The following is a 20,979-nucleotide window of genomic DNA, read 5'->3' on the forward strand; positions in this document are numbered from 1 at the left end:
CGTTTCTCGACAAATGTGAAGGCTCACGCCGCCCGGATGCTGCCCTTGGCGATCACCGGGCCGGTGGGCTGGCCCGTGGGTGAGCCGCCGGTGGGTTCCACCGATACAGCGAGCGCCGCCGTGGGGCCCAGGCGGTCCAGGACGGCTTTGGGCAGCGTGAAGCGCTTGGCGTCCTGTGCGGGGAACGTGCCCACCGAGATGGGTGTGCCCCCGGCGGGGATCAGCCACAGCTCTGTATCGTGCCCGGCGGCGGTGGGCTTGGGGCTCGCGGGCACCACCAGCAGTTCGCGACGATCGACGTCCATGGTCGCGGTCCACGCGGCCACGCCATCGTTACCTGCGAGCGTGGACACCATGAGCACGGCGGGGCTATGCGCAGCGGGTGGTACCTGCGGCGTGCGGTTGAAAGTCAGCACGAGCAGGCATGCGGCCAGCGCCGATGCCCCGACGCCGATCCATCGCCACAACGCCAGGCTGTCCCACAGGCTCGGGCGTGGCGGCTCGGCCAGGCCAAGGCGGCGGCAGATGCCCTCCCACGCGTGCTGCGGCGGGTCGACGGCCGCTACTTCGATGGCCAGCGGCGCAAGCCACGCCTGCCACACGGCCACGGCAGCCTCTGCCTCGGGCTGGTCGGCGATCTCCCGGGCCACCGCGGCACGTGCATCGGCATCGAGAAGGCCGAGCACGTATTCCGCGTAGCGGAGGTTGTCCTTGTCGTTATCGAAGGTCGTATTCATGAGCCCAGGCACGCACGCAACTGCATCAGGCCGCGGCGAATCCAGCTTTTCATGGTGCCCAGCGGCACCTTGGCGCGGTCTGCCAGTTCGTTATACGTGGCGCCGCCAAAAAAGGCTTCACGGATGGAGCGGCGCTGGGGGGCGTCCAGCTGATCCAGGCAGGTGCGCAGGCGGCCGTACGCGTCGCCAGCCTCGGCGCGTGCCGCCGGGCCCGGCTCGGGATCGACGATGGCCTCCCATGCCACATCGGTGACCGCCACGGCGCCAGGTCGCTGACGCAGGCGATCGATGGCCTTGTTGCGGACGACGGTCACCAGCCAGGTGAAGGCGCTGGACAGGGAGGGATCGAACGAGCCTGCCCGGCGCCACACGGTAACGTAGGCCTCCTGCAAGACTTCGTCGGCCTCGGCGCGGTCGCCCACCAGGCGCATGCACACACCATAGAGGCGCGGCGAGGTGGCGTTGTACAAGGCCTCGAAGGCTTTCTGGTCCCGGGCGCCCGTGCGCCGTAGCAGGTCGTTCAGCGCATCCCGCTCGGCGGGCGTGGTGCCTGGCATGCGTTAGGATTCCCATGGCGTTTGTGCACGGGATCTATAACACGAACGGCCGTCACGAAAACGCGACCGCGTCCGGGTCACCCTCCGCCACGTATGCCAATCACGGCGCTCCGCCTGCCTGGGATTCCCCTATGACGACGAAACGCCTGACCCTCGCCGTGCTCGCCACCTGCGCATTGCCAGCACACGCTGCCGATCGCTACGCCGGCGATGCCAGCCCCCGCGATGGCGGCCCGGTCCTCTATCGCGAGGTGCATCTTGTCGATGGGTCGCGCCAGGTCGTGAGCTACCAGTGCCCGGATGGCAAGCCGTTTGCGTTGAAGGTGCTCGATGCGGCACGTGATCCCACCCAGCCCAATGTCACTTACCAGGATGCGCGCCGTGGCCTGAGCGAGACGGTGCAGGCCAGCGGCAGCCAGCTGGACATCAAGGTGCGCAAGAAAGGTGGCGATGAGCAAGCCAGGACAATCGATGTGCCGCAGGGCGCCGTCATCGATGCGGGCTTCGACCCGTACATCCGTTCCCACTGGGATTCGTTAGGGGCGGGTGTCTCCGTACCGTTCCTTGTCGCCAGCCGCTTTCGCTTCTTCGACGTAAAAATCCTGGGCGGGAAGGTGGCCGATGGCCAGCGCCACCTCGTGATGAAGCTGGATGCGTGGTACGCGTTCGCCGCGCCCACCATCGAGATGACCTACGGCGCCGCGGACCGCCGGCTGCTGCGCTACGAGGGCATGGGGACCGTGCGTAATGCGAAGGGCAAGGGGATCGAGGTGCGCATCGATTTCCCGCCGTCGGGGCGGACCATGGGCCTGCCTTCCTCGGCTTTGGACGACGTGATCCACACGCCCTTGAGCGGAACCTGCGCTACCTGACTGCCGCCGCCGTGCATCCGGGCATCGGATTCATCCGTATACCTCGTTGAGACCCACGGAAAGGCTGGCCCATGCGACCTGATACCGCCATCGATGCGCTCAAGCCGTCACGAACCACCGCCCTGCGGCGCTGGTTCGATACGGCCGCCGATCCAGGCGCAGACGGGGCGGCCCTGGACCGCATCGACTGGTGGCGCGCGGCGCCCTTTGTCGCCATGCACCTGGCCTGCCTGATGGTGCTGTGGACCGGGGTGTCGACCGTGGCCCTCGGCGTGGCGGTGGCATTGTATGCGCTGCGCATGTTCGCGCTGACGGGCTTCTACCACCGTTATTTTTCGCACCGCACGTTTCGCACCTCGCGTGTCGTGCAGTTTGTCTTCGCGGTCATCGGTGCCTCCTGTGTCCAGCGCGGCCCCCTGTGGTGGGCCGCACACCATCGGCACCACCATCGCCACGCCGATACCGCGGAGGACCCGCATTCGCCCGCCGTGCACGGGTTCCTGTGGAGCCACGCCGGCTGGTTCCTTACGCCCCGCGGCTTTCGTACCGACCTTTCGCGCGTGCCTGACTTTGCCGCGTATCCGGAACTGCGCTGGCTGGATCGCTTCGACACGGCGGTGCCGGTGTTGCTGGCGGTCAGCCTCTACGGCCTCGGCGCATTGCTCGCGCACATCGCGCCCGGCCTTGGAACCAGCGGTGCGCAGATGCTGGCCTGGGGTTTCTTCGTCTCCACCGTGGTGCTGTTCCACGCCACGGTCACCATCAACTCGCTGGCTCATCGGTTTGGTTCGCGCCGCTTCGCCACGCGCGATGACAGCCGCAACAACCTATGGCTCGCGCTGCTTACCTTTGGCGAGGGCTGGCACAACAACCACCATTTCTTTCCTGGCACGGTGCGCCAGGGCTTTCGTTGGTGGGAAGTGGATGTCACCTGGTACGGCCTGTGGCTGATGGCCCGCATGGGCCTGGTTCGCGACCTGAAGCCGATCCCCGCCTGGGTGTTGGCGAAGAGGGGAGACTGAGCCCATGCGCGTCGCCGTGATCGGTTCGGGTATCGCAGGGCTGGCCTCGGCGTGGTTGCTCTCGCCCCGGCACGATGTGGTGCTCTACGAAGCCAGCGACCGGTTGGGCGGCCACGTGCATACGCACAGCGTGGCCCTGCATGGCCACGAGTACGTGGTGGATACCGGCTTCATCGTGCACAACCCGGTGCACTATCCGCTGCTTACGCGCCTGTTCGAGGCGTTGGGCGTGGCGACGCAACCGACGACCATGAGCTTTGCGGTCCATAGCGAAGCGTCGGGGCTGGAATACAACGCCACCTCGCTGGATGCGCTGTTCTGCCAGCGCCGCAACCTGTGGTCGCCGCGGTTCCACGGCATGTTGCGCGATCTGTTTCGTTTCTACCGGCACGCCCCTGCGTTGCTGGATACGCCTGGCCCTGGCCCCACGCTTGGCGAATACCTGGCCGAGGGCGGCTACGGTGCGATGTTCCGCGATGAACATCTGGTGCCGATGGCATGCGCCCTGTGGTCCTCACCGTCCACCGGCATTCTCGGGTTCCCGGCGAAATACCTGGTGCAGTTCATGGCGAACCACCACATGCTGCAGGTGTCCGGTCGCCCGGCGTGGCGGGTGGTTAAGGGCGGCTCGGCCCGCTACGTGGAGGCGATGCGTGCGCGGTGGAACGTGCGTGAGCAGCTGGCCACGCCGGTCACCGCGATCCGTCGCTACGCCGATCGCGTGGATGTGGCCAGCCCCCGTGGCGTCGAAACGTTCGATGAGGTGGTGCTTGCCTGTCACGCCGACCAGGCCCTTGCGCTGCTGGCCGATGCCGAGCCTGCCGAGCGTGATGTTCTGGGTGCCATGGGATACCAGGCGAACGACACCGTGCTGCATACGGACACACGCTTGCTGCCGCGGTCGCGCAAGGCATGGGCCGCGTGGAATGCCTGGGTGCCTGCCGCGCCGGGCGGCGCATGCACCGTGAGCTACTGCATGAATCTTCTTCAAGGGATTCAATCGCCCGAGCCGTTCATCGTGACATTGAATCAGACGGAGGCCATCGACCCGGCGAAGGTGTTGCGCCGCGTGACTTATCACCACCCGGTGTATTCACACGCCTCCGTGGCCGCGCAGGCACGCAAGGCAGAGATCCAGGGCAGGCGACGGACCTGGTTTGCGGGGGCTTATTGGGGTTGGGGGTTCCATGAGGACGGCATGCGTAGCGCGGTGGAACTCGCCGATGAGTTCGATCGCGTTGCGCACGCGCGCCGGGTGCCTGCATGAGTGAATCCTTCACCAGCGCGGTTTACGAGGGCTTCGTGACGCACCGCCGCCACGCGCCACATCCGCATGCGTTCCGTTACCGCATGGCGCAGTTGTGGCTGGACCTTGATGAAGTCGACGACGTCTTCGCGGGCCGCTGGTTGTGGTCCGCGCGCGGGCGGAATCTTGCCGAGTTTCGCCGTTCCGACTACCTCGGGCCCGTGGACGTGCCTCTGGCCGAGGCGGTGCGCGATCGGGTCGCGCTGGCGTTGGGTTCCCGGCCGCCGGGTCCGGTCCGGTTGCTGGCGCACCTGCGATACGCAGGTTACGTGTTCAACCCGGTGAGCTTCTACTACTGCTACGACACGGATGGCACGACGCTTCTCGCCGTGCTGGCGGAGATCACCAATACCCCATGGCGCGAACGACATGCTTACGTGCTGCCAGCGCCGGACGATGACATGCAGATGGTTGATGCCACGTTCGCGAAGGCCTTTCACGTATCGCCGTTCATGCCGATGGAGCGGACCTATCGCTGGCGGTTCAATGTGCCGGACGATCACCTCCGTGTACACATGGATGTGCTGCGCGGCGACGAACACGAGTTCGATGCGCACCTGGCGCTCGAGCGTCATCCGCTCAACGGTGCATCGCTGGCGCGCGTATTGTGGCGCTACCCACTGATGACCGCCCAGGTGATCGGCGCCATCCATTTCGAAGCGTTGCGCCTGTGGCTTAAGCGCAACCCGGTCCATGACCATCCGGGCAAGCAGCCGAGGGGAATCTATGAACGCCATCGTCCATAACGCGGCTGGCGCACCGGCATCGCGAGGCCTGCGCTTTCTTCGGGCGCAATTGCTTGCACGGATGGCACCGCTGCGTCATGGCCAGCTGGTGATGACGGACGCATTGGGCAAGGTCGTGCTCGGCGATGCGGCCCACGAGCCAGCGGTGCACATCGCGATCCATGACCTGGCCTTTTACCGCACGGTGGCAGGTAACGGCAGCGTGGGTGCCGGCGAGGCCTACATGGAAGGGCAGTGGTCTTGCGACGACCTGGTGGCACTCGTGCGCTTGCTGGTGCGTAACCGTGACTTGCTCGATGGCATGGAGGGTGGCATGGCCCGGCTGGGTGGCTGGGCCATGCAGGCGTGGGCGGCGCTGCGCCGGAACACCCGCGACGGCAGCCGGCGCAACATCGCCGCGCACTACGACCTGGGCAACGATTTCTTCGGGCTGTTCCTGTCCCCTGACCTCATGTACTCCTCGGCGCTGTGGGAGGGAGAGGACGACACGCTGGAGGTGGCCTCGCGGCGCAAGCTCGATCGCGTGTGCCAGTGGCTGGACCTCCAGCCGGGTGACCGTGTCGTGGAAATCGGTACGGGGTGGGGCGGCTTTGCGCTGCACGCCGCCACGTACTACGGCTGCCACGTCACGACGACCACCATCTCGACGGAGCAATATGCGCTGGCCGCACGGCGGGTCGCGGATGCAGGGCTGGGCGAGCGCGTGACGCTGTTGCTGCAGGACTACCGGGATCTGCAAGGCCAGTACGACAAGCTGGTGTCGATCGAGATGGTGGAGGCGATCGGTGCCCGGTATCTGGAAACGTATTTCGGAAAGCTCGGTGGGTTAGTTCGCCCCGGTGGGCGGGCGCTGCTGCAAGCCATCACCATCGAAGACCACCGCTACGCGCAGGCTGTTCGCGCGGTCGATTTCATCAAGCGACATGTCTTCCCGGGAAGTTTCATTCCTTCGCTCAATGCCCTGATGCAGGCGAAAACCCGTGTCACCGACCTCGCACTGGTACGTCAGGAGGATTTCGGTCCCTCGTACGCGCGCACCTTGCACGCGTGGCGTGAGCGGTTCCTCGCGGCGCGCCCGGAGGTCCGTGCGCAGGGCTTCGACGAACGCTTCCTGCGCTTGTGGGAGTTCTACCTCGCGTATTGCGAGGGCGGCTTCCTGGAGCGATCCATTGGCGTTTCCCACCTGTTGTTCGCGAAGCCTGGTACCAGCGCATGAGCACGCTCAATACGCTGCTTACCCTGTGGCTTACGGCCGCTTGGGTCATGGCGGGTGGCTGGGCATGGCAGCGCCGCAAGCGCAATGCCGGCATCGTGGATGCGTTATGGGCCGCGGGGCTGGCGGTCGCGGCCGTGTTCGCCGCGGTGGTGGGGCAGGGTGCGGCGTCGAGCCGGTGGTGGGTGGCCGTGCTGGGTGGCCTTTGGGGTGCCCGGCTGGCGCTGCACCTGTGGCGGCGCGTGCGCAGCGAGCCTGAGGATGGGCGCTACCGGCAGTTGCGTGCGCACTGGCAGGGGCACCAGGGAAAGTTCTTCGCCTTCTTCCAGTTCCAGGCCTTCCTGGTCGGCGTGTGTGCCGTGCCCTTCATCGCGGTGGCGGCGAACCCAGAAGGCCCCGGCACATGGATCGTGCCCGCGCTGATCACATGGGTCGTGAGCGTCGTGGGCGAGGCGCTGGCGGACCGCCAGCTCGTGCGCTTCCGCGCGGATCCGGCCCATCACGGAAAGACCTGCCGCGATGGGCTGTGGCGCTATTCGCGCCATCCCAATTACTTCTTCGAGTGGCTGCACTGGTTCACGTACGTATTCCTGGCCGTGGGCTCGCCGATCGGTTGGCTCGCATGGGTTGGGCCCGTCCTGATGTTCCTGTTCGTGCGTTACATCAGTGGCGTGCCGCTCACCGAAGCCCAGGCCGTGCGTACACGTGGCGACGACTACCGCCGCTACCAGCGCGATACCCCAACGTTGATTCCCTGGTTCCCCAGGCACACTGGCGAGGATGTATGACCACCATCGCAAGCACCACCGCGTACGCCCGCGAAGATGCACCCGCCCCGGGACTGGTGGGCCTTGCCGAGCGCGGACTGGTGCCCGATGCACTGTTACGCCTTGGCATTCGCCGGCAGTGCGCGGCACGGCTGGCCGACGAGCGTGCCGGCGGTGAAAGCGCGGCGGCCGGGCGCTTCCAGGCGTTGATCGAAACGTTGCGCCATAGTGACGTGGCGATCCATACCGATGCGGCCAACGGGCAGCACTACGAGCTGCCGCCCGCGTTCTTCGAGCTCTGCCTCGGCCAGCGCCTGAAGTACTCCAGCTGTTACTACCCGCGCCCCGGCATGACGCTGGATGAGGCGGAAGACGCCATGCTGGCGCTTTATGGGCAGCGCGCCGAGCTGGCCGATGGCCAGTCGATCCTTGAACTGGGCTGTGGCTGGGGCTCGCTCACGCTGTGGATGGCCCGGCATTACCCGCACGCAAGCATCACCGCCGTATCCAATTCAGCCTCGCAACGTCGGCATATCGAGGCGCGCTGCGTGGCACTGGGCATTCGCAATGTGCAGGTCATCACGGTGGATGTGAACACCCTGGACCTGGCCGAGGCGGACTACGACCGTTGTGTCTCCGTCGAGATGTTCGAGCACATGCGCAATTACGCCACGCTGCTCGGCAGGATCGGCCGCTGGCTAAGGCCCGGCGGCAAGCTGTTCGTCCATATTTTTGCCCATCGCACGCTCATGTACCCATTCGAGACCGATGGACAGGGTGACTGGATGGCCCGCCACTTCTTCACCGGCGGGCTGATGCCTTCGGCCGATACCCTTCTTTGGTTTCAGGATGACCTGCGCGTGGAGGCGCGCTGGCTGCTGGACGGTACGCATTACCAGCGCACGGCAAACCACTGGCTGGCCCGGCAGGATGCGAACCGTGCGGCGGTCCTGGCGGTGCTGGCCGAGGCCTATGGCGATGCGGCACCCTTGTGGTTCCAGCGCTGGCGCATGTTCTGGATGGCTTGTGCGGAGCTGTTCGGCTATGCGGGCGGCAGCGAGTGGGGCGTGGCCCACTACCGGTTCACGCGCCCGCGCGAAGGCTAGGGCAGGCCTGACGTGGGGCGGGCAGGAATGTCCAATCCTGCCATCTGTGCCTGCGAGACATTTCACCTTTTCCAGCCTGTTGGCTTGGCTTGGGCGCCCGGCGGTCCCACGATGAGCCGCCTGCACGTCCGCTACGAAGGAGAGTGAGATGTCCTCCCGTCCCGTCAGGATCCCCGGCCCCGATCACCCCATGTCCATCTCGCCCGCAGGCGGGCGCGTGGTGGTGCGCGATGGCGACCGGGTCATTGCCGATACCCGCCATGCCCTCAGCCTGAAAGAGGCCACCTATCCGGTCGTGTTCTACATCCCCCGCGGGGATGCCGACATGGCCGCACTGCGGCGCACGGAGCACACCACTTGGTGCCCCTACAAGGGTGAGGCGTCGTACTACAGCCTGCCCGGCAACAGTGAGCGCGCGATCAACGCCATCTGGACCTATGAAACCCCGAGCGAGGCGGCCCGCGAAATACGCGAGCACCTCGCCTTCTACCCCGATCGCGTGACGATCGAGCACACGCCCGATTGAGCCGCCGGAGCTAATCCCCATGCAAGCCATCTTCGATACCTGGGCCGCGGGCAGCGCGGCTGCCCCCGCTGGTTGTAGCCCTGCCGCCACGCTGACCCTGGCTGAGCGCTACGATGCCGTACGTGCGCGCACCGATGCCCTCGTGGCGGCGCTGCAGCCGGAAGACATGCAGGTGCAATCCATGCCGGATGCCAGCCCGGCCAAGTGGCACCTGGCCCACACCACGTGGTTCTTCGAAACCTTCCTGCTCGGTCCCAACGTACCGGGCTACACGGTGTTCGATGCCGCGTTCGGTTACCTCTTCAATTCCTATTACGAAGCCGTCGGGCCGCGTTATCCGCGCCCCACGCGCGGCCTCGTGACCCGGCCTGGCATCGATGGCGTGCGCGCGTACCGCAAGCATGTGGACACGCACATGCGCCGGTTCATTGCCGCTGGGCTGGATGCGGAGCGCGAGGCATTGCTCCGGCTGGGGCTGGCTCACGAAGAACAGCACCAGGAGTTGCTGGTGATGGATGTGCAGCACCTGTTCGCCCAGTCACCGCTCAAGCCCGCGTTCGATCCCGCGTGGCCAGCCACACCGGCGGGTCCCGCGGGCCGTTACCGCCATGTCGCGGGTGGCCCGGTGCGCGTGGGCGCGGCGGATGAGCCGTTTGCCTTCGATAACGAGGGCCCGCGCCACACCGCGTGGCTCGAACCCTTCCAGCTTGCCGATCGCCTTGTGACGAATGGCCAGTGGCTGGCCTTCATGGCGCTGGGCGGTTACCGCCGCGCCGAGCTTTGGCTCTCCGATGGCTGGGCGCAATGCCAGGCGGAGGCTTGGGAAGCGCCGCAATACTGGCAGCGCGAGGGTGACACGTGGTTCCACATGACCCCGGGTGGCTGGAAGCCCGTGGATCCGGATGCCGCCGTGGTGCACGTGAGCTATTACGAGGCCGATGCGTACGCACGCTGGGCGGGTGCACGCCTGCCCACCGAAGCCGAGTGGGAGCATGCCGTGCGCACACGGCACGACCTGGAGCAGGTGTATGACACGGCCTGGCAGTGGACCGCGAGCGCCTATACCCCGTACCCGGGCTTTCGCGCCGCGGACGACGCCGTGGGCGAATACAACGGCAAATTCATGAGCGGCCAGATGGTGTTGCGTGGCGGCGCCTCGGTCACGCCGCCGGGCCACTCCCGTCCGTCGTATCGAAACTTTTACCGGCCCGGCCAGCGCTGGATGTTCGCCGGGCTGCGCCTGGCTCGCGATCTTGCACTGGGTGAGGACGACGAACGCAGCGAGTTCCTGCGTGACACCCTGGCCGGCCTGTCGGCGGCGCAGAAGGCGTTTTCGCCAAAGTACTTCTACGACGGCGCAGGGTCGGCGTTGTTCGAAGCGATTTGTGAGACACCCGAGTACTACCCGACCCGTACGGAAACCGCGTTGTTGAAGACGATCGTGCCGGCGCTGTCCGCGGCCATGCCGGAGGGTGCGGTGCTGCTTGAGCTGGGCAGCGGGGCCAGCGAAAAGACCCGTTTGTTGCTCGATGCGACGCCGGCGCTGGCCGCTTACATCCCGGTCGATATCAGCCCTGATGCGCTGCAGGGCGCGGCGGAGCGCCTGCGCGCGGCCTATCCCGCGCTACCGATCGTACCGGTGGTGGCCGACTTCACTCGCGGTATCGAGGTTCCCGAAGCATTGGCGGACAAGCCGGTGGTCGCCTTCTTTCCCGGCTCGACGATCGGCAACTTCGAGGCCGATGAGGCCGTGGCGCTGATGCACGCGGTGCGGCGCCGGCTCGGGCCGGGTGCGCGTTTCATCGTGGGCGCCGACCAGGTGAAACCGATCGATACGTTGCTGGCCGCCTATGACGATGCCGAGGGCGTGACCGCTGCGTTCAATCGCAACGTGCTGGTACGGATCAATCGCGAACTGGGCGCCGATTTCGACGTGGATGCGTTCGAGCATCGTGCTGTGTGGAATGCGGCGAAATCACGCATCGAGATGCACCTGGAAAGCGCCGTGGCGCAGACCGTGACGGTAGCGGGGCAGCGCTTTGCCTTCGAAGCCGGTGAAACCATCCATACCGAGAACTCGCACAAGTTCACGCCCGAATCGTTCGCGGCGCTGGCAGCGCGGGCAGGGTGGGCGGTGGAGCAGCAGTGGATTTCCGAGGACCCCGCGTTCGGCGTGTTCTTGCTCAGGGCGCCATAGCCAATTGGCTCACGTAGGAGCCCACCCTGTGGGCGACATCTTTTGCGACATCGCCACAGGGCCTGCGGTCGTGTCGCGAACAGCGTCGCCCACAGGGTGGGCTCCTACGTTCGTGTGGTAGCTAACGAGATTCCTTCAGGGTCATGAAGCCATCGTCCGCTACGCTCACGACGGCACGGCGCGAGCCTTGCAGGCGTACGGCTTCGTCGGTGTGGGCGCCGATCTTCGCTGCTGTTTCGGCCACGCCCACGGGCGAGTTGCCGCGACGTTTCTGTTTGCCGACGAAACGGGCGTAGTTGTAGCCCGACCAGGCTGTGAAGATGGCGGCAGTCGCAAAGGCCACGATCAGCACGATGTGGATATCGCCGCCATCGGTGATCGGGTCCATCAGGTGCAGTTGGGTCATGGCATCCCGGATGCCGTAGGCCCACGCGCCCAGGGTGACCAGCGGTAGCCACAGGAAGGCCCAGGCCACCCACAAGGTGACGGTGACCAGGCCGAACATGGCTTTCTGCGCAGTGCTTTGGCGTTCGGGCCGCTGGATAACAATGGCTTCGGCTTTCATCGCAGGCCCCGGTCCGGGCTGACCCAAACGGCGCGCGTGCCCTTGCGCTTCATGATGGCCTTGGGCAACGCGACGATGGACGTGGCGGTGTTGAGGATCCAGTAGATAAGCGGGTACCAGATCATCCAGTAGTAGTTGCGGCCGATGCGTGTTTCGTAGCGGCGATCGACCAGCAGGCTGATGCCGAACTGAAGCAGGCAGATGATGCCCAGCACGACGCCATGCCACTGCGGTAGCAGGGTATCGATATACAGAGAGGGCGGCAGCTGGATGAAGTGACCCAGCGCCCAGAGCGTGATGATGGTGCCCATGGTGTACGACCACAGCAGGCTGGTGAAGTACTCGAACGCCACTGGCCACATGCGCCGCTGGCGCCAAGCCATTAGCTTCCCGGTGTAACGCAGCAGCACTTCGGAGCCGCCCTGCGCCCAGCGCAGGCGCTGCTTCCACAGGCCGCGTACCGTCTCGGGCATGAGGATCCAGCACAGTGCGTTGGGTTCGTAACGGATTTCCCAGTGGCGCATCTGCAGCCGCCAGCTCACGTCGATGTCCTCCGTGACCATATCGGTGCTCCAGTAGCCCACATCGTGCAGGGCGCTCTTGCGGAAGCAGGCGATGACGCCCGATACCGTGAAGATGCGGCCATACACGCGCTGGGCGCGCTTGATCAGCCCGATGATGGAAGAGAACTCGCCGACCTGGAGCTTGCCGAGCAGCGTGGAACGGTTGCGGATACGCGGGTTGCCGGTCACCGCGGCCACGCGCGGGCTATCCAGCATGTGCGAGACCATCCAGTGCGTGGCGAAGTCATCCAGCAACGCATCGCCATCCACGCACACCAGGAAATCGGCGTTGGAGGCGAGGGCGGCAGCACGCAGCCCCATGGCCTTGCCCTGGTTGGAGGCCATGTGGATCACGCGCAGCTTTGGGTACTGGTCCAGCAGCTGGTCCAGCTGCGCGCCGGTATCATCGGTGGAGCCATCGTTGATCGCGATGATCTCGAAGTTGGGCCACTGTTGCGAGGCCAGGTGGGCGATGGTTTCGCGCACCTGTTCCCCCTCGTTATGGCAGGGCACCACCAGGGTCACCATGGGGTACTCGGCCAGCTCGGGCGGCTTCACCCGCAGGGGTTCATTCCGCTCCCAGCGGAAGTAATAGATGACCCCACCACTCATCCACACCAGCGACATCGCCAGCGGGTAGTAGAACGCGAATTCCAGCAGGAAGTGCAGCACCCCTGAATTCATCGGGCGGGCTCCGGGTACGGGTAATCCGATGCCGAGATGTACGGACGGATCGATTCCAGGTCGGGGTGATTGTGCAGGAAATCGTCGGGGTAGTAACCGATATGGCGTGCACCGGCCGCCTGCACGGCGCGGATGCGGTCGTTGATATCGCCCACGTCGATCGGCTTCTTCGTGCGCCAGTTCTGCGTGGCGAACTCGAACAGGGTGCGGTCCACCGCGCCCGGCTCGGCCAGCACCTTCGCAACGAGGTTCCTGTACCAGCCGATGCGATCCCATTGCTGGTCAAGCTGCGGCATGGCCATGATGGCCGTCATGTCGTACGCCTTGATGAAGGCGGGCAGGCTCTGCGCTGTCCAGGCCTCGGCGTTGGGTTGCAGGATGGGCCGGGCAAAGATGTTGCGCGCTGTCAGCAGCTGTGGCCGCCACTTCTTCATGCGCCCGGCGAGTTCCTGGGTGAATGCGATGAGCTCCTGGGTGTTCTGTGCAGGCGTGTTCTTCGCCCAGGGGCCAAGGCGGTCGGTATCGCGCAGGTAGGCGTCGTCGGAGAACAGGATGCCTGCTTCGTCCGTGTGCATCGCCAGGTCTTCGTACACATCGCCAATGAGCTTGCGCACGTTGGCATCGTACGGGGCGAGCCGGAAATGGTCGCCGCCGGGTGCCGGTTCGCCGGCTAGCGACGGCAAGTCCTTGCCGTTGGGGAAGCGGAATGCCATGACCGGCATCCAGGCATACACGCGCACGCCGGCGCGGGTGCGTAGCTGCCAGGACACGCGCGAGAACAGATCCGACCGTACGGGCAGGTGGCGGTTCGCGAAGTACACTGCATCGGCCACGCCGTCGCCATCGGGATCGGCGTACGCCTGCAACCACACCTGGCTGGGATGCATGCGTTTGATACGGTCAAGCAGTTTCGACAGGTTGCGATCCTGCTGCGCGGGGTCGGGGTCGTACACATAATCCAGGTCGACCTGCACCGCACGCGTCGGGTCGACACGTGCCTGGTGGCGCATGAGCCAGCCCAGGCGGTTGGCCGTGATGTTGCCGCTCACCAGCAGGCGCGGGATGGTGCCGCCCGAGCCGAGCGACGGAATGGCATCGCCCAGGCTGAAGGAGATGTTCATGCCCAGCCCCGCGGCCACCTCCTGGCCCACGTGGGTGAATGCGCCATACGGCCACGCGATGGCGCGTGGACGCACGCCGGTGTGTGCGGCGATCTCATCGGCGCTCTTCGACAGGTCGTTGCGCACGCGCGCGGCGTATTCGGCTTCCGTTTCGTAGCGGTTCTTCGCCGCGTCGTATTGCAGGTAAGCGGCCGCAGGCATCTGGTTGCCCTGCGGGTTGCCGTTGGTGCCCTGGTGTAGCGCCCACGAATGCGAGGCGAACTCGATAAGCCCCGATTTCTGCATCTCGCTCACCTGGTCCCAGGTGAGGAAACACGAGCGGTCGCAATCGCTGCCGTTGTACGGCATGCGCTTGCCATCGGGCAGGTCCATCCACGAACCCACCACGGCGGCAAGTGCCGGGAAGTGGTAAGCGCGCAGTAGCGGATAAACGCGGGTGTAGAAGCTTTCCAGTCCGTCATCGAAGGTGAGCAACACCGCATCCTTTGGCAAGGGGCGGCCGCCTTGCGAGGCTTCCTTCACCTGGTCGAACGTGACGATGTTGTAGCCGTTGGCCTTGAGCCAATCGAAGTGGGAGACCAGGTGATCGGTGCTGGTGGCATCCGGGTCGCGGTCGGCATCGAGGCCCACGTCGTCGCGGACATCGTGGTACGCCAGCACGATCAGGTTCGGCCGCACGGGGGCGGCCGGCTGCGCGAAGGCGGGAAGCGCCAGCCCGAGCAGGGCAAGCATGGACAACAGCGGGCGCATGGACTTCATTCTCCCCAATGGAGCGTCAGGTCGAGGACGAAGCGATGCTCGCGGCGCCCATCGTAAGGTTGGTTGTGCCAGCCGATGCCCCAGCCGAGGCGCACGCCCTCGCGGGCCTGGAACACCTGGCCGTAACGCACCGTCGCCATCCAGTCGGTGGCATAGCCCTTCTCGGCGTACTGGCCCACGGCCACGTCGATGCGTTGGGTGACGCTGCGCTCGTAGAACTGGCCGAGCAGGTTCTCCAGCCGGCCCGTGAGGGCATAGCTGTTGTCACGGCGCGGATTGAAATAGGGGCGATCGGTATCGGTATTCATCGAACCACCCACTTCCACGCCACCATCGATCGTGAGGTTGGGTTCGGTGTGCACGCGCTGGATTACGGACGCCAGCCAGCCGGTTCGGGTGTTGCCGTCGCTGAACTTGTCGCGCGAAACGCCCAGGCGTGCCTGAGTCAGCTCGCTCGCACGCCACGTCACCGCGGTATCCAGGGTCTTTGCCGAGACGCCGTAGTACTGCGCGCGCAGCGGGGTATCTTCGCCGGCGGTGCTGTAATCGGCGGCCAGGGCCCAGTGATCGGTCAGTGACCAATCAAAGCCGGTCTCCAGCGCGGTCTTCCCGACGTAGCGATCGGCGGAGGGGAGGGCCTGCACATAGGCCATGAAGCCCTGGGCGTAGCCACGGATGCCGACGCCAAAGCGCGTGCGGCGCACGTCGCCTTCGGGCAGGTCGGCGGTGGAGTAACGGCCCAGCGCCATCACCCGCCAGTGATCGTCAATCAGCGGGCTGGCGATGCTGGCCTGCGTGGTGGCATCGCGGTCGCCGTAATCGGGGCTCGAGCCCTTGCCCTGCTCGGTGCTGATATCGAATTGCCAGCCTTTCTCGCGCTGCCAGGCGCGCTCCGCGCGATCGACCCTGCCATTGCGGTCGGCACGGGTTTCGGCTTCGGCCAGGATCTCGTCGACCTGGGCGTAGTCGTTGAGGGCACGATACGCCTCCGCTTCACCGACCAGCGCATCGACATCGCGGCGGTCCAGCGTGCTGGCGATATGGAAATCATCCAGCGCGCGGCGCGGCCAGCCACGAGCCAGTTCCGTATTGCCGAGTTCACGGCGGATCTGCGCGTTGGTCGGGGCTTCGCGGCTCATGGCGTAGAGCTGGTCGTAAGCCGATCGCGGCATGCCCACATAATTGCGCAGCACAGCCGCGTTGAGATCGGCATCGACCTTGCGCGGGTTCTGGATCGGCAGGCGAATGCCACGGATGCGCACCCACGGCTGTTCCCTCGCGGCGAGTTCATCGATCGTCGCGAAGGCCTTGTCGGTCTGGCCGGATTCGGAATACGCGTACATCAGGCCAATGCGCGGTTCGCTATCGGTGCTTGCGTAGGGGCCCGGGTCCTTGCGGATGCTGTCCTCATAAAGCGCAGCGGACTCCAGTGGGCGCCGGCGTACCAGCAGGGCATCTGCCACTGCGCGCTCGGCGTAGGCGGGCAGGTCCACGCCCTCCTTTTTCAGGGCGTCGTAACGCTGGATGGCCTCATCCGGCCGCCCGGCCTGGTCCAGCGCCACGAGCAGGTCGAAGGTCCCGCGCCGGCGCAGGTCGGCGGGCAGCGAGGGGTCATCGGCCAGCTTGCGCGCATCGGCCACGGCCTTGTCGGCCTCGGCATAGGGGGTGTTCGGGTTGGCGGGCTCGCCATCGGCCCAGCGGATTTCGTGGGCCGCATGGTCGGCATCCAGCCGGGCCAGGTCGAGGGCCGTAGGCGGGGGTTGCACGCCGGGCGCCAGCTGCCTGGCGCGGGTGGTCGCCCCCAGCTCCGTCAACAAAGCGACGTTCATTTCGCGCGCTTCGCGATCATCGGGCCACTGGTCCAGGATCGCCTGCAGGTGCCGCAGCGCGTCGACCCGGTGCCCCTGCGCGCGCTCGTCGCGCACCTGGGCCATCAGGGCATCACGGTTGGCGGCAGGCGTGGCGGCGAGGGCCGCGTGGCCCTGGATCGCAAGCGCAAGCGCCAGGCACAGCCTTCCCCGTGGCACGCGCGCTTTGCGCGGAGGTGTCGTGTTTGAGATTCGCATACTGCCTTGTGACCTTATTTTCGCCGCCGCGATGTCCATTTCCGGCAGCGTTTCATTTTTTGTGAGAATGCCGCTCGCTTGACGCGACGACGGGCGGCGGAATTATGGATGCAAAGCCAATGCCAAGGCCCGTGACACCGGTCAGCCTTTCCCCTGCTGCAACTCGGGGAAATCCATGATGTGGCTGAAATCCGGCGCGTCGGCTTCGGGTACGGAAATCTGGTCCTTCTCATCGACCTCGAGCACGGCGCGCCGGCTTTCCTGCACCATGAACGCCTCTTCCACGCTGGTGCCCAGGGACTCGGCCGCCGCGGGAATGGGCACCGGCCGTGCCTTGCGGCGGCGCTGCCTCGTCTTTCTTCGCTGGCGTCCGTCGTAGAGCGACCATGCCAGGAACACGAGGAGGCTGACGGGTGCCACCCAGACGATATCGGCCAGCTCGCGCGCGCTGCCCAGCACCATGTCGGGGACCCAGCGCTCCCACGCAGGCGGCATGCCCAGGCTCTCGGCCAGGGCGTGCAGCACGGGGAGCCAGAGGAACCCCCAGAGCAGCCACGCGATCACCGTGAGTACGGCATAAAGGATGCGCCTTGGCAGCGACTGCTTTTCCGGGCGGTCGATAAGGATGGTGTCGGCTTTCATTGCACTCCCCGGTCAGGGCTTACCCACGTAGCCCGGCTGCCATGGCGGCGCAGGAACGCGCGGGGCAGCGCCACGATGGAGGTGATGGTGTTGAGTAACCAGTACGCCAGCGGGTACCAGATCATCCAGTAGTAGTGGCGGCCGATCTTCGCTTCGTAGCGGCGATCCACCAGCAGGCTGAGCATGAATTGGGTAAGGCACGTCACCCCCAGCACGATGCCGTGCCACTGCGGCACGAGCGAGGCGACATGGAAGGGTGCAGGGACATCGGTGACCTTGCCCAGGGCCCACAGCACGATGATGGTGCCCATGACGTACGACCACGCCACGCTCAGCAGGTACTCGATGGCCAGTGGCCACATACGGCGTTGCCGCCAACGCAGCAGCGCGGGGAAGTAGCGTAGCAACACTTCCGAGCCGCCCTGTGCCCAGCGCAGGCGCTGCTTCCACAGGCCGCGCAGCGTCTCGGGCATGAGGATCCAGCACAGGGCATTGGGTTCGTACTGCACCTCCCAATGGCGCATCTGCAACCGCCAGCTCACGTCGATATCTTCCGTGACCATGTCGGTGTTCCAGTAGCCCACATCGTGCAGCGCACTCTTGCGGAACGCTGCGATCACGCCGGATACGGTGAAGATGCGGCCATAGATGCTCTGCGCGCGCTTGATCAGCCCGATGATCGACGAGAACTCGCCGACCTGCAGCTTGCCCAGCAGCGTGGAACGGTTGCGGATGCGTGGGTTGCCGGTCACCGCGCCCACGCGCACGTTGCGCATGAGGCGGGACACCATCCAGTGGGTGGCGAAGTCATCCAGCAACGCGTCACCATCCACGCAGACGAGGTACTCGCCATGCGCCGCCAGCGCAGCGGCGCGCAGGGCCATGGCCTTGCCATGGTTGGAGGCCATGTGCATCACGCGCAGCTGCGGATAGCCGGGCATCATCGCGTCCAAAATGTCGCCGGTGTTGTCATCCGAGCCGTCGTTGACGGCGATGATTTCAAAATCCGGCCAACGCTGCGCCGCCAGATGCGCGATGGTCTCGCGCACGTTCGGGCCCTCGTTAAAACAGGGGACGACGAGGCTGACGAACGGGTAAGCCTCGAGGGGCGGCGGTGATTCGCGGTCGCCCATATGCCTTTCCACCCGCAGGTAATAGATCAGCCCACCGCTCATCCAGAGCAGCGACATCACCCAGGGGTAGTAAAACGCGTATTGGAGGAGCGAATGCATCAACGATGCATCCGACGTCATCCGGTGCTCTCCATGCCGAGTCTGCCAATCGTCATGGTGTAGGCCCTTATGCTGTGGGGAACGGTGCAAACCGGCGGCCACGGGCGGCAACCGGTTTACGCATATCCGGCACTTTCAGGGCATTTACGTCGATTTTTTGTGGACGGCCTGCCGATTCCGTTCAGGATCAGCCCAGGCTGGGGAAGGCGTTGCGGATGCCCGTGACCATCATCTGCACGGCGATGGCGGCCAGGATCATGCCCATCAGGCGCCGGGCGATGCCTACGGCCTTGGCCGAGAGGTAGCGTGCGATGTACGGGGCGCCGAGCAGCGAGACGGCAAGGACGACCAGGAAGGTGCCCAGGCCCAGGGCCATGGACATTTCGGTATGTGCGTTTCGCGCCGTCTGGCCCAGTACGATAAGCGTCGCGATGGCACCGGGCCCGAGCAGCAGCGGGATGGCGAGCGGATAGATGGCGACATCTTCCGCAGCGGCCAGCGCTTCCGCCTCAGACAAGGTGGGGTTGTGTTGGCTGCTTTCCGAGCCATGCAGCATCGACAGCGCAATCAAAAGCACCATGATGCCGCCCGCAATCCGGAAATCGTTCACCGTCACGCCGAACATCGAAAGAATGGCGGCGCCCGCCGCGGCAGAGACAACGCAGCCGATGGTGACAGCGATCAGAACCGCCCACGCGACCTTGATCCGGTCGCGGTCGGTGATCCCGTCGGTAAGGGAAAGGAACAGGGGCACGTTCGCGATCGGGTTCATGATGGCGAACATCGCGGTGAACACCTTGATGGCGAACGGTATGTCCCAGGACATCACTGGCTCCCCTTGAAGGCCGGGATGGGCCGATAGGTGCGATCACCACCACGTGAAACACTACTGACGCCGCCGTTGCGCGGCAAGCGGTACGGCTTCGCGCTTCCCAAAAACTAAAAAAGCCCCGGAACGGATTCCGGGGCTTCTCTTTTGTAATTTTGGTGGAGCCAGGGAGGATCGAACTCCCGACCTCGTCATTGCGAACGACGCGCTCTCCCAGCTGAGCTATGGCCCCACGTGAGCGATAGATACTATCAGGCGCTCCAGGGGCCGCCAAGCCCCCGAGCATGGGCTAGCCAGGCAGCAGGGCCGAAAGCCGGTCGAACAGCACGGCCTTGCGCCAGCCTTCCAAGGCCTCGGGCCAGTCGCCGCCGGTCATCACGTACTCCTCCATGGTGCGGCGGGAGCAGAGCAGGCCGGGTGGGATGTCGAGGTGGCTGGCCAGGGTATCGACGGCGCTGCGCATCTCGTTGATGGCGCGCTTGGCTTCGCCGGCCGGGTGGCCGACGACCGAGGCCGTGGCTTCCACTTCATCGGGTTCCACGGGGCGGCGTACCAGCTCGAAGAGCTCTTCGCGCTGGGCGGATCGCAAGGCACGCGTGCCACGGGTCAGTTCTTCAAGCTTGACGATGTCGTTGGGAATGCTGCCGGCCAGGTCCAGCGCGTGCGCGTCTTCGAGCAACCACGAACGCGGTTTGTCGAGGGCGCGTGCCGTGGTTTCACGCCAGCGCAGGATGCGGCGGAGCAGGGCCTGGCGTTCGCGCGGCCAATCCGCTGCAGGCTTGAAGCCGCGCTGCGGTTGCGGATCGCCCTCGCGCTGGCTGGCGCGGCGCTTCATCCGTGCACAGTCTTCCGCGTGCCATGCCGAGCGGCCGCGTTCTTCCAGCCGCTCGCTCAGGATGGCGTGCACCGGGTGCAGGTGCACCACATCAAGCGTGGCGTACAGTTTTTGTGACTCGGTGAGCGGCCGCTGCAGCCAGTCGCTGCGCGTCTCGCCCTTGTCCAGTTCAGCGCCGACCAGGTCGGCGACGAGGGCGCGATAGCTGATGCCCAGGCCCATGCCGACAAACGCGGCGGCGATCTGGGTATCGAACAGCGTATGCGGGCCGTCGGGGAGGAACGGTGACATTGCCTCCAGGTCCTCGCCGGCGCTGTGCATCACCGTGACTACAGGCTGTTCTGCAAACACCGGGCGCAACGTTTCCCCGAGCGGGAAGGCGAGGGGATCGATCAGGGCGTAACGGCCTTCATGCGCGAGCTGCAACAAGGCGAGCTGCGGATAGAACGTGTTCCGGCGCATGAATTCGGTATCGAGTCCAACGACCGCGCCCGCGCCGACCGGCGCCAGCCAGGCGGCCAGTTCGTCACGGTGTTCGATCCATGGGGCGGCGGGAGCGAGTTCGCTCGATGACATGAGGCGTCCTTGTAGATAAACGGGACCGTGCGCGCGTGTTGCCCTGCAGCGCACGATT

General features: G+C 65.7%; 19 protein-coding genes and 1 tRNA gene. 9 read left to right on the forward strand and 11 right to left on the reverse strand.

Features of this window, described 5'->3' with window-relative positions; translation table 11 throughout:
• Positions 1-23: 23 nt before the first annotated feature.
• On the reverse strand, positions 24-737 hold the full coding sequence (locus L2Y97_RS09395) for an anti-sigma factor (RefSeq protein WP_247435886.1): 714 nt from the start codon (positions 735-737) through the stop codon (positions 24-26).
• Complete coding sequence (locus L2Y97_RS09400) at positions 734-1,294, reverse strand: sigma-70 family RNA polymerase sigma factor (RefSeq protein ID WP_247435889.1); 561 nt, start codon at positions 1,292-1,294, stop codon at positions 734-736. The genes L2Y97_RS09395 and L2Y97_RS09400 overlap by 4 nt, the downstream gene beginning before the upstream one ends.
• A 131-nt stretch (positions 1,295-1,425) precedes the next feature.
• Here L2Y97_RS09400 and L2Y97_RS09405 point away from each other — a divergent pair, with 131 nt between their 5' ends.
• From L2Y97_RS09405 to egtB, 9 genes are all read left to right on the forward strand, one after another.
• On the forward strand, positions 1,426-2,166 hold the full coding sequence (locus L2Y97_RS09405; protein WP_247435891.1) for a hypothetical protein: 741 nt from the start codon (positions 1,426-1,428) through the stop codon (positions 2,164-2,166).
• A 71-nt stretch (positions 2,167-2,237) separates the two neighbouring features.
• Positions 2,238-3,188, forward strand: coding sequence for an acyl-CoA desaturase (locus L2Y97_RS09410; protein ID WP_247435894.1), 951 nt, complete (start codon positions 2,238-2,240; stop codon positions 3,186-3,188).
• Positions 3,189-3,192: 4 nt separating this feature from the next.
• Positions 3,193-4,455, forward strand: a complete 1,263-nt coding sequence (locus L2Y97_RS09415) for an NAD(P)/FAD-dependent oxidoreductase (protein WP_247435897.1) — start codon at positions 3,193-3,195, stop codon at positions 4,453-4,455.
• Complete coding sequence (locus tag L2Y97_RS09420; RefSeq protein WP_247435898.1) at positions 4,452-5,240, forward strand: DUF1365 domain-containing protein; 789 nt, start codon at positions 4,452-4,454, stop codon at positions 5,238-5,240. The genes L2Y97_RS09415 and L2Y97_RS09420 overlap by 4 nt, the downstream gene beginning before the upstream one ends.
• Positions 5,221-6,456 (forward strand): SAM-dependent methyltransferase, encoded by a 1,236-nt coding sequence (locus L2Y97_RS09425; protein WP_247435901.1) that lies wholly within the window; start codon positions 5,221-5,223, stop codon positions 6,454-6,456. Before L2Y97_RS09420 ends, L2Y97_RS09425 begins: the two co-directional genes overlap by 20 nt.
• Complete coding sequence (locus L2Y97_RS09430) at positions 6,453-7,241, forward strand: DUF1295 domain-containing protein (protein WP_247435904.1); 789 nt, start codon at positions 6,453-6,455, stop codon at positions 7,239-7,241. Before L2Y97_RS09425 ends, L2Y97_RS09430 begins: the two co-directional genes overlap by 4 nt.
• Positions 7,238-8,326 carry an SAM-dependent methyltransferase gene (locus tag L2Y97_RS09435; RefSeq protein WP_247435907.1) on the forward strand — a complete coding sequence of 363 codons (1,089 nt, stop codon included), beginning with the start codon at positions 7,238-7,240 and terminating at the stop codon, positions 8,324-8,326. The genes L2Y97_RS09430 and L2Y97_RS09435 overlap by 4 nt, the downstream gene beginning before the upstream one ends.
• A gap of 148 nt (positions 8,327-8,474) precedes the next feature.
• The gene (locus tag L2Y97_RS09440) at positions 8,475-8,852 is read left to right on the forward strand and encodes a DUF427 domain-containing protein (RefSeq protein ID WP_247435909.1); all 378 of its coding nucleotides are present in this window, start codon (positions 8,475-8,477) and stop codon (positions 8,850-8,852) included.
• Between the two features lie 19 nt (positions 8,853-8,871).
• Entirely contained in the window at positions 8,872-11,049 is a 2,178-nt protein-coding gene (gene egtB, locus L2Y97_RS22445; RefSeq protein ID WP_343218396.1) for an ergothioneine biosynthesis protein EgtB, read from the forward strand.
• Positions 11,050-11,170: 121 nt separating this feature from the next.
• Here egtB and pgaD (L2Y97_RS09455) read toward each other — a convergent pair whose 3' ends face one another.
• From pgaD (L2Y97_RS09455) to rnd, 9 genes are all read right to left on the reverse strand, one after another.
• Complete coding sequence (gene pgaD, locus L2Y97_RS09455; RefSeq protein ID WP_247435912.1) at positions 11,171-11,614, reverse strand: poly-beta-1,6-N-acetyl-D-glucosamine biosynthesis protein PgaD; 444 nt, start codon at positions 11,612-11,614, stop codon at positions 11,171-11,173.
• Complete coding sequence (gene pgaC, locus L2Y97_RS09460) at positions 11,611-12,861, reverse strand: poly-beta-1,6-N-acetyl-D-glucosamine synthase (protein WP_247435914.1); 1,251 nt, start codon at positions 12,859-12,861, stop codon at positions 11,611-11,613. Before pgaC (L2Y97_RS09460) ends, pgaD (L2Y97_RS09455) begins: the two co-directional genes overlap by 4 nt.
• A complete protein-coding gene (gene pgaB / locus L2Y97_RS09465; RefSeq protein WP_247435917.1) occupies positions 12,858-14,732 on the reverse strand; it encodes a poly-beta-1,6-N-acetyl-D-glucosamine N-deacetylase PgaB in 1,875 nt (624 codons plus the stop codon). The genes pgaC (L2Y97_RS09460) and pgaB overlap by 4 nt, the downstream gene beginning before the upstream one ends.
• Positions 14,733-14,737: 5 nt before the next feature.
• The gene (gene pgaA, locus L2Y97_RS09470; RefSeq protein ID WP_247435920.1) at positions 14,738-16,768 is read right to left on the reverse strand and encodes a poly-beta-1,6 N-acetyl-D-glucosamine export porin PgaA; all 2,031 of its coding nucleotides are present in this window, start codon (positions 16,766-16,768) and stop codon (positions 14,738-14,740) included.
• A 180-nt stretch (positions 16,769-16,948) separates the two neighbouring features.
• Positions 16,949-17,449, reverse strand: coding sequence for a poly-beta-1,6-N-acetyl-D-glucosamine biosynthesis protein PgaD (gene pgaD, locus L2Y97_RS09475; protein ID WP_247435923.1), 501 nt, complete (start codon positions 17,447-17,449; stop codon positions 16,949-16,951).
• Complete coding sequence (gene pgaC / locus L2Y97_RS09480) at positions 17,446-18,681, reverse strand: poly-beta-1,6-N-acetyl-D-glucosamine synthase (RefSeq protein WP_247435925.1); 1,236 nt, start codon at positions 18,679-18,681, stop codon at positions 17,446-17,448. Before pgaC (L2Y97_RS09480) ends, pgaD (L2Y97_RS09475) begins: the two co-directional genes overlap by 4 nt.
• Before the next feature lie 187 nt (positions 18,682-18,868).
• Positions 18,869-19,507, reverse strand: coding sequence for a MarC family protein (locus L2Y97_RS09485; RefSeq protein ID WP_247435928.1), 639 nt, complete (start codon positions 19,505-19,507; stop codon positions 18,869-18,871).
• A 159-nt stretch (positions 19,508-19,666) separates the two neighbouring features.
• Positions 19,667-19,742, reverse strand: a tRNA-Ala gene (locus L2Y97_RS09490).
• A gap of 57 nt (positions 19,743-19,799) precedes the next feature.
• Positions 19,800-20,921, reverse strand: coding sequence for a ribonuclease D (rnd, locus tag L2Y97_RS09495; RefSeq protein ID WP_247435931.1), 1,122 nt, complete (start codon positions 20,919-20,921; stop codon positions 19,800-19,802).
• Positions 20,922-20,979: the final 58 nt, after the last annotated feature.

This window comes from Luteibacter aegosomatissinici (assembly GCF_023078495.1).
GTDB lineage: Bacteria > Pseudomonadota > Gammaproteobacteria > Xanthomonadales > Rhodanobacteraceae > Luteibacter > Luteibacter aegosomatissinici.

Coding starts and splice junctions, on each gene's coding strand:
- L2Y97_RS09435 (WP_247435907.1), top strand. CDS start 7,238: ATGACCACCATCGCAAGCACCACCGCGTACGCCCGCGAAGATGCACCC.
- pgaD (WP_247435912.1), bottom strand. CDS start 11,614: ATGAAAGCCGAAGCCATTGTTATCCAGCGGCCCGAACGCCAAAGCACT.
- L2Y97_RS09420 (WP_247435898.1), top strand. CDS start 4,452: ATGAGTGAATCCTTCACCAGCGCGGTTTACGAGGGCTTCGTGACGCAC.
- pgaB (WP_247435917.1), bottom strand. CDS start 14,732: ATGCGCCCGCTGTTGTCCATGCTTGCCCTGCTCGGGCTGGCGCTTCCC.
- egtB (WP_343218396.1), top strand. CDS start 8,872: ATGCAAGCCATCTTCGATACCTGGGCCGCGGGCAGCGCGGCTGCCCCC.
- L2Y97_RS09440 (WP_247435909.1), top strand. CDS start 8,475: ATGTCCTCCCGTCCCGTCAGGATCCCCGGCCCCGATCACCCCATGTCC.
- pgaC (WP_247435914.1), bottom strand. CDS start 12,861: ATGAATTCAGGGGTGCTGCACTTCCTGCTGGAATTCGCGTTCTACTAC.
- pgaC (WP_247435925.1), bottom strand. CDS start 18,681: ATGCATTCGCTCCTCCAATACGCGTTTTACTACCCCTGGGTGATGTCG.
- L2Y97_RS09410 (WP_247435894.1), top strand. CDS start 2,238: ATGCGACCTGATACCGCCATCGATGCGCTCAAGCCGTCACGAACCACC.
- L2Y97_RS09415 (WP_247435897.1), top strand. CDS start 3,193: ATGCGCGTCGCCGTGATCGGTTCGGGTATCGCAGGGCTGGCCTCGGCG.
- L2Y97_RS09485 (WP_247435928.1), bottom strand. CDS start 19,507: ATGTCCTGGGACATACCGTTCGCCATCAAGGTGTTCACCGCGATGTTC.
- L2Y97_RS09430 (WP_247435904.1), top strand. CDS start 6,453: ATGAGCACGCTCAATACGCTGCTTACCCTGTGGCTTACGGCCGCTTGG.
- L2Y97_RS09400 (WP_247435889.1), bottom strand. CDS start 1,294: ATGCCAGGCACCACGCCCGCCGAGCGGGATGCGCTGAACGACCTGCTA.
- L2Y97_RS09425 (WP_247435901.1), top strand. CDS start 5,221: ATGAACGCCATCGTCCATAACGCGGCTGGCGCACCGGCATCGCGAGGC.
- pgaD (WP_247435923.1), bottom strand. CDS start 17,449: ATGAAAGCCGACACCATCCTTATCGACCGCCCGGAAAAGCAGTCGCTG.
- rnd (WP_247435931.1), bottom strand. CDS start 20,921: ATGTCATCGAGCGAACTCGCTCCCGCCGCCCCATGGATCGAACACCGT.
- L2Y97_RS09405 (WP_247435891.1), top strand. CDS start 1,426: ATGACGACGAAACGCCTGACCCTCGCCGTGCTCGCCACCTGCGCATTG.
- L2Y97_RS09395 (WP_247435886.1), bottom strand. CDS start 737: ATGAATACGACCTTCGATAACGACAAGGACAACCTCCGCTACGCGGAA.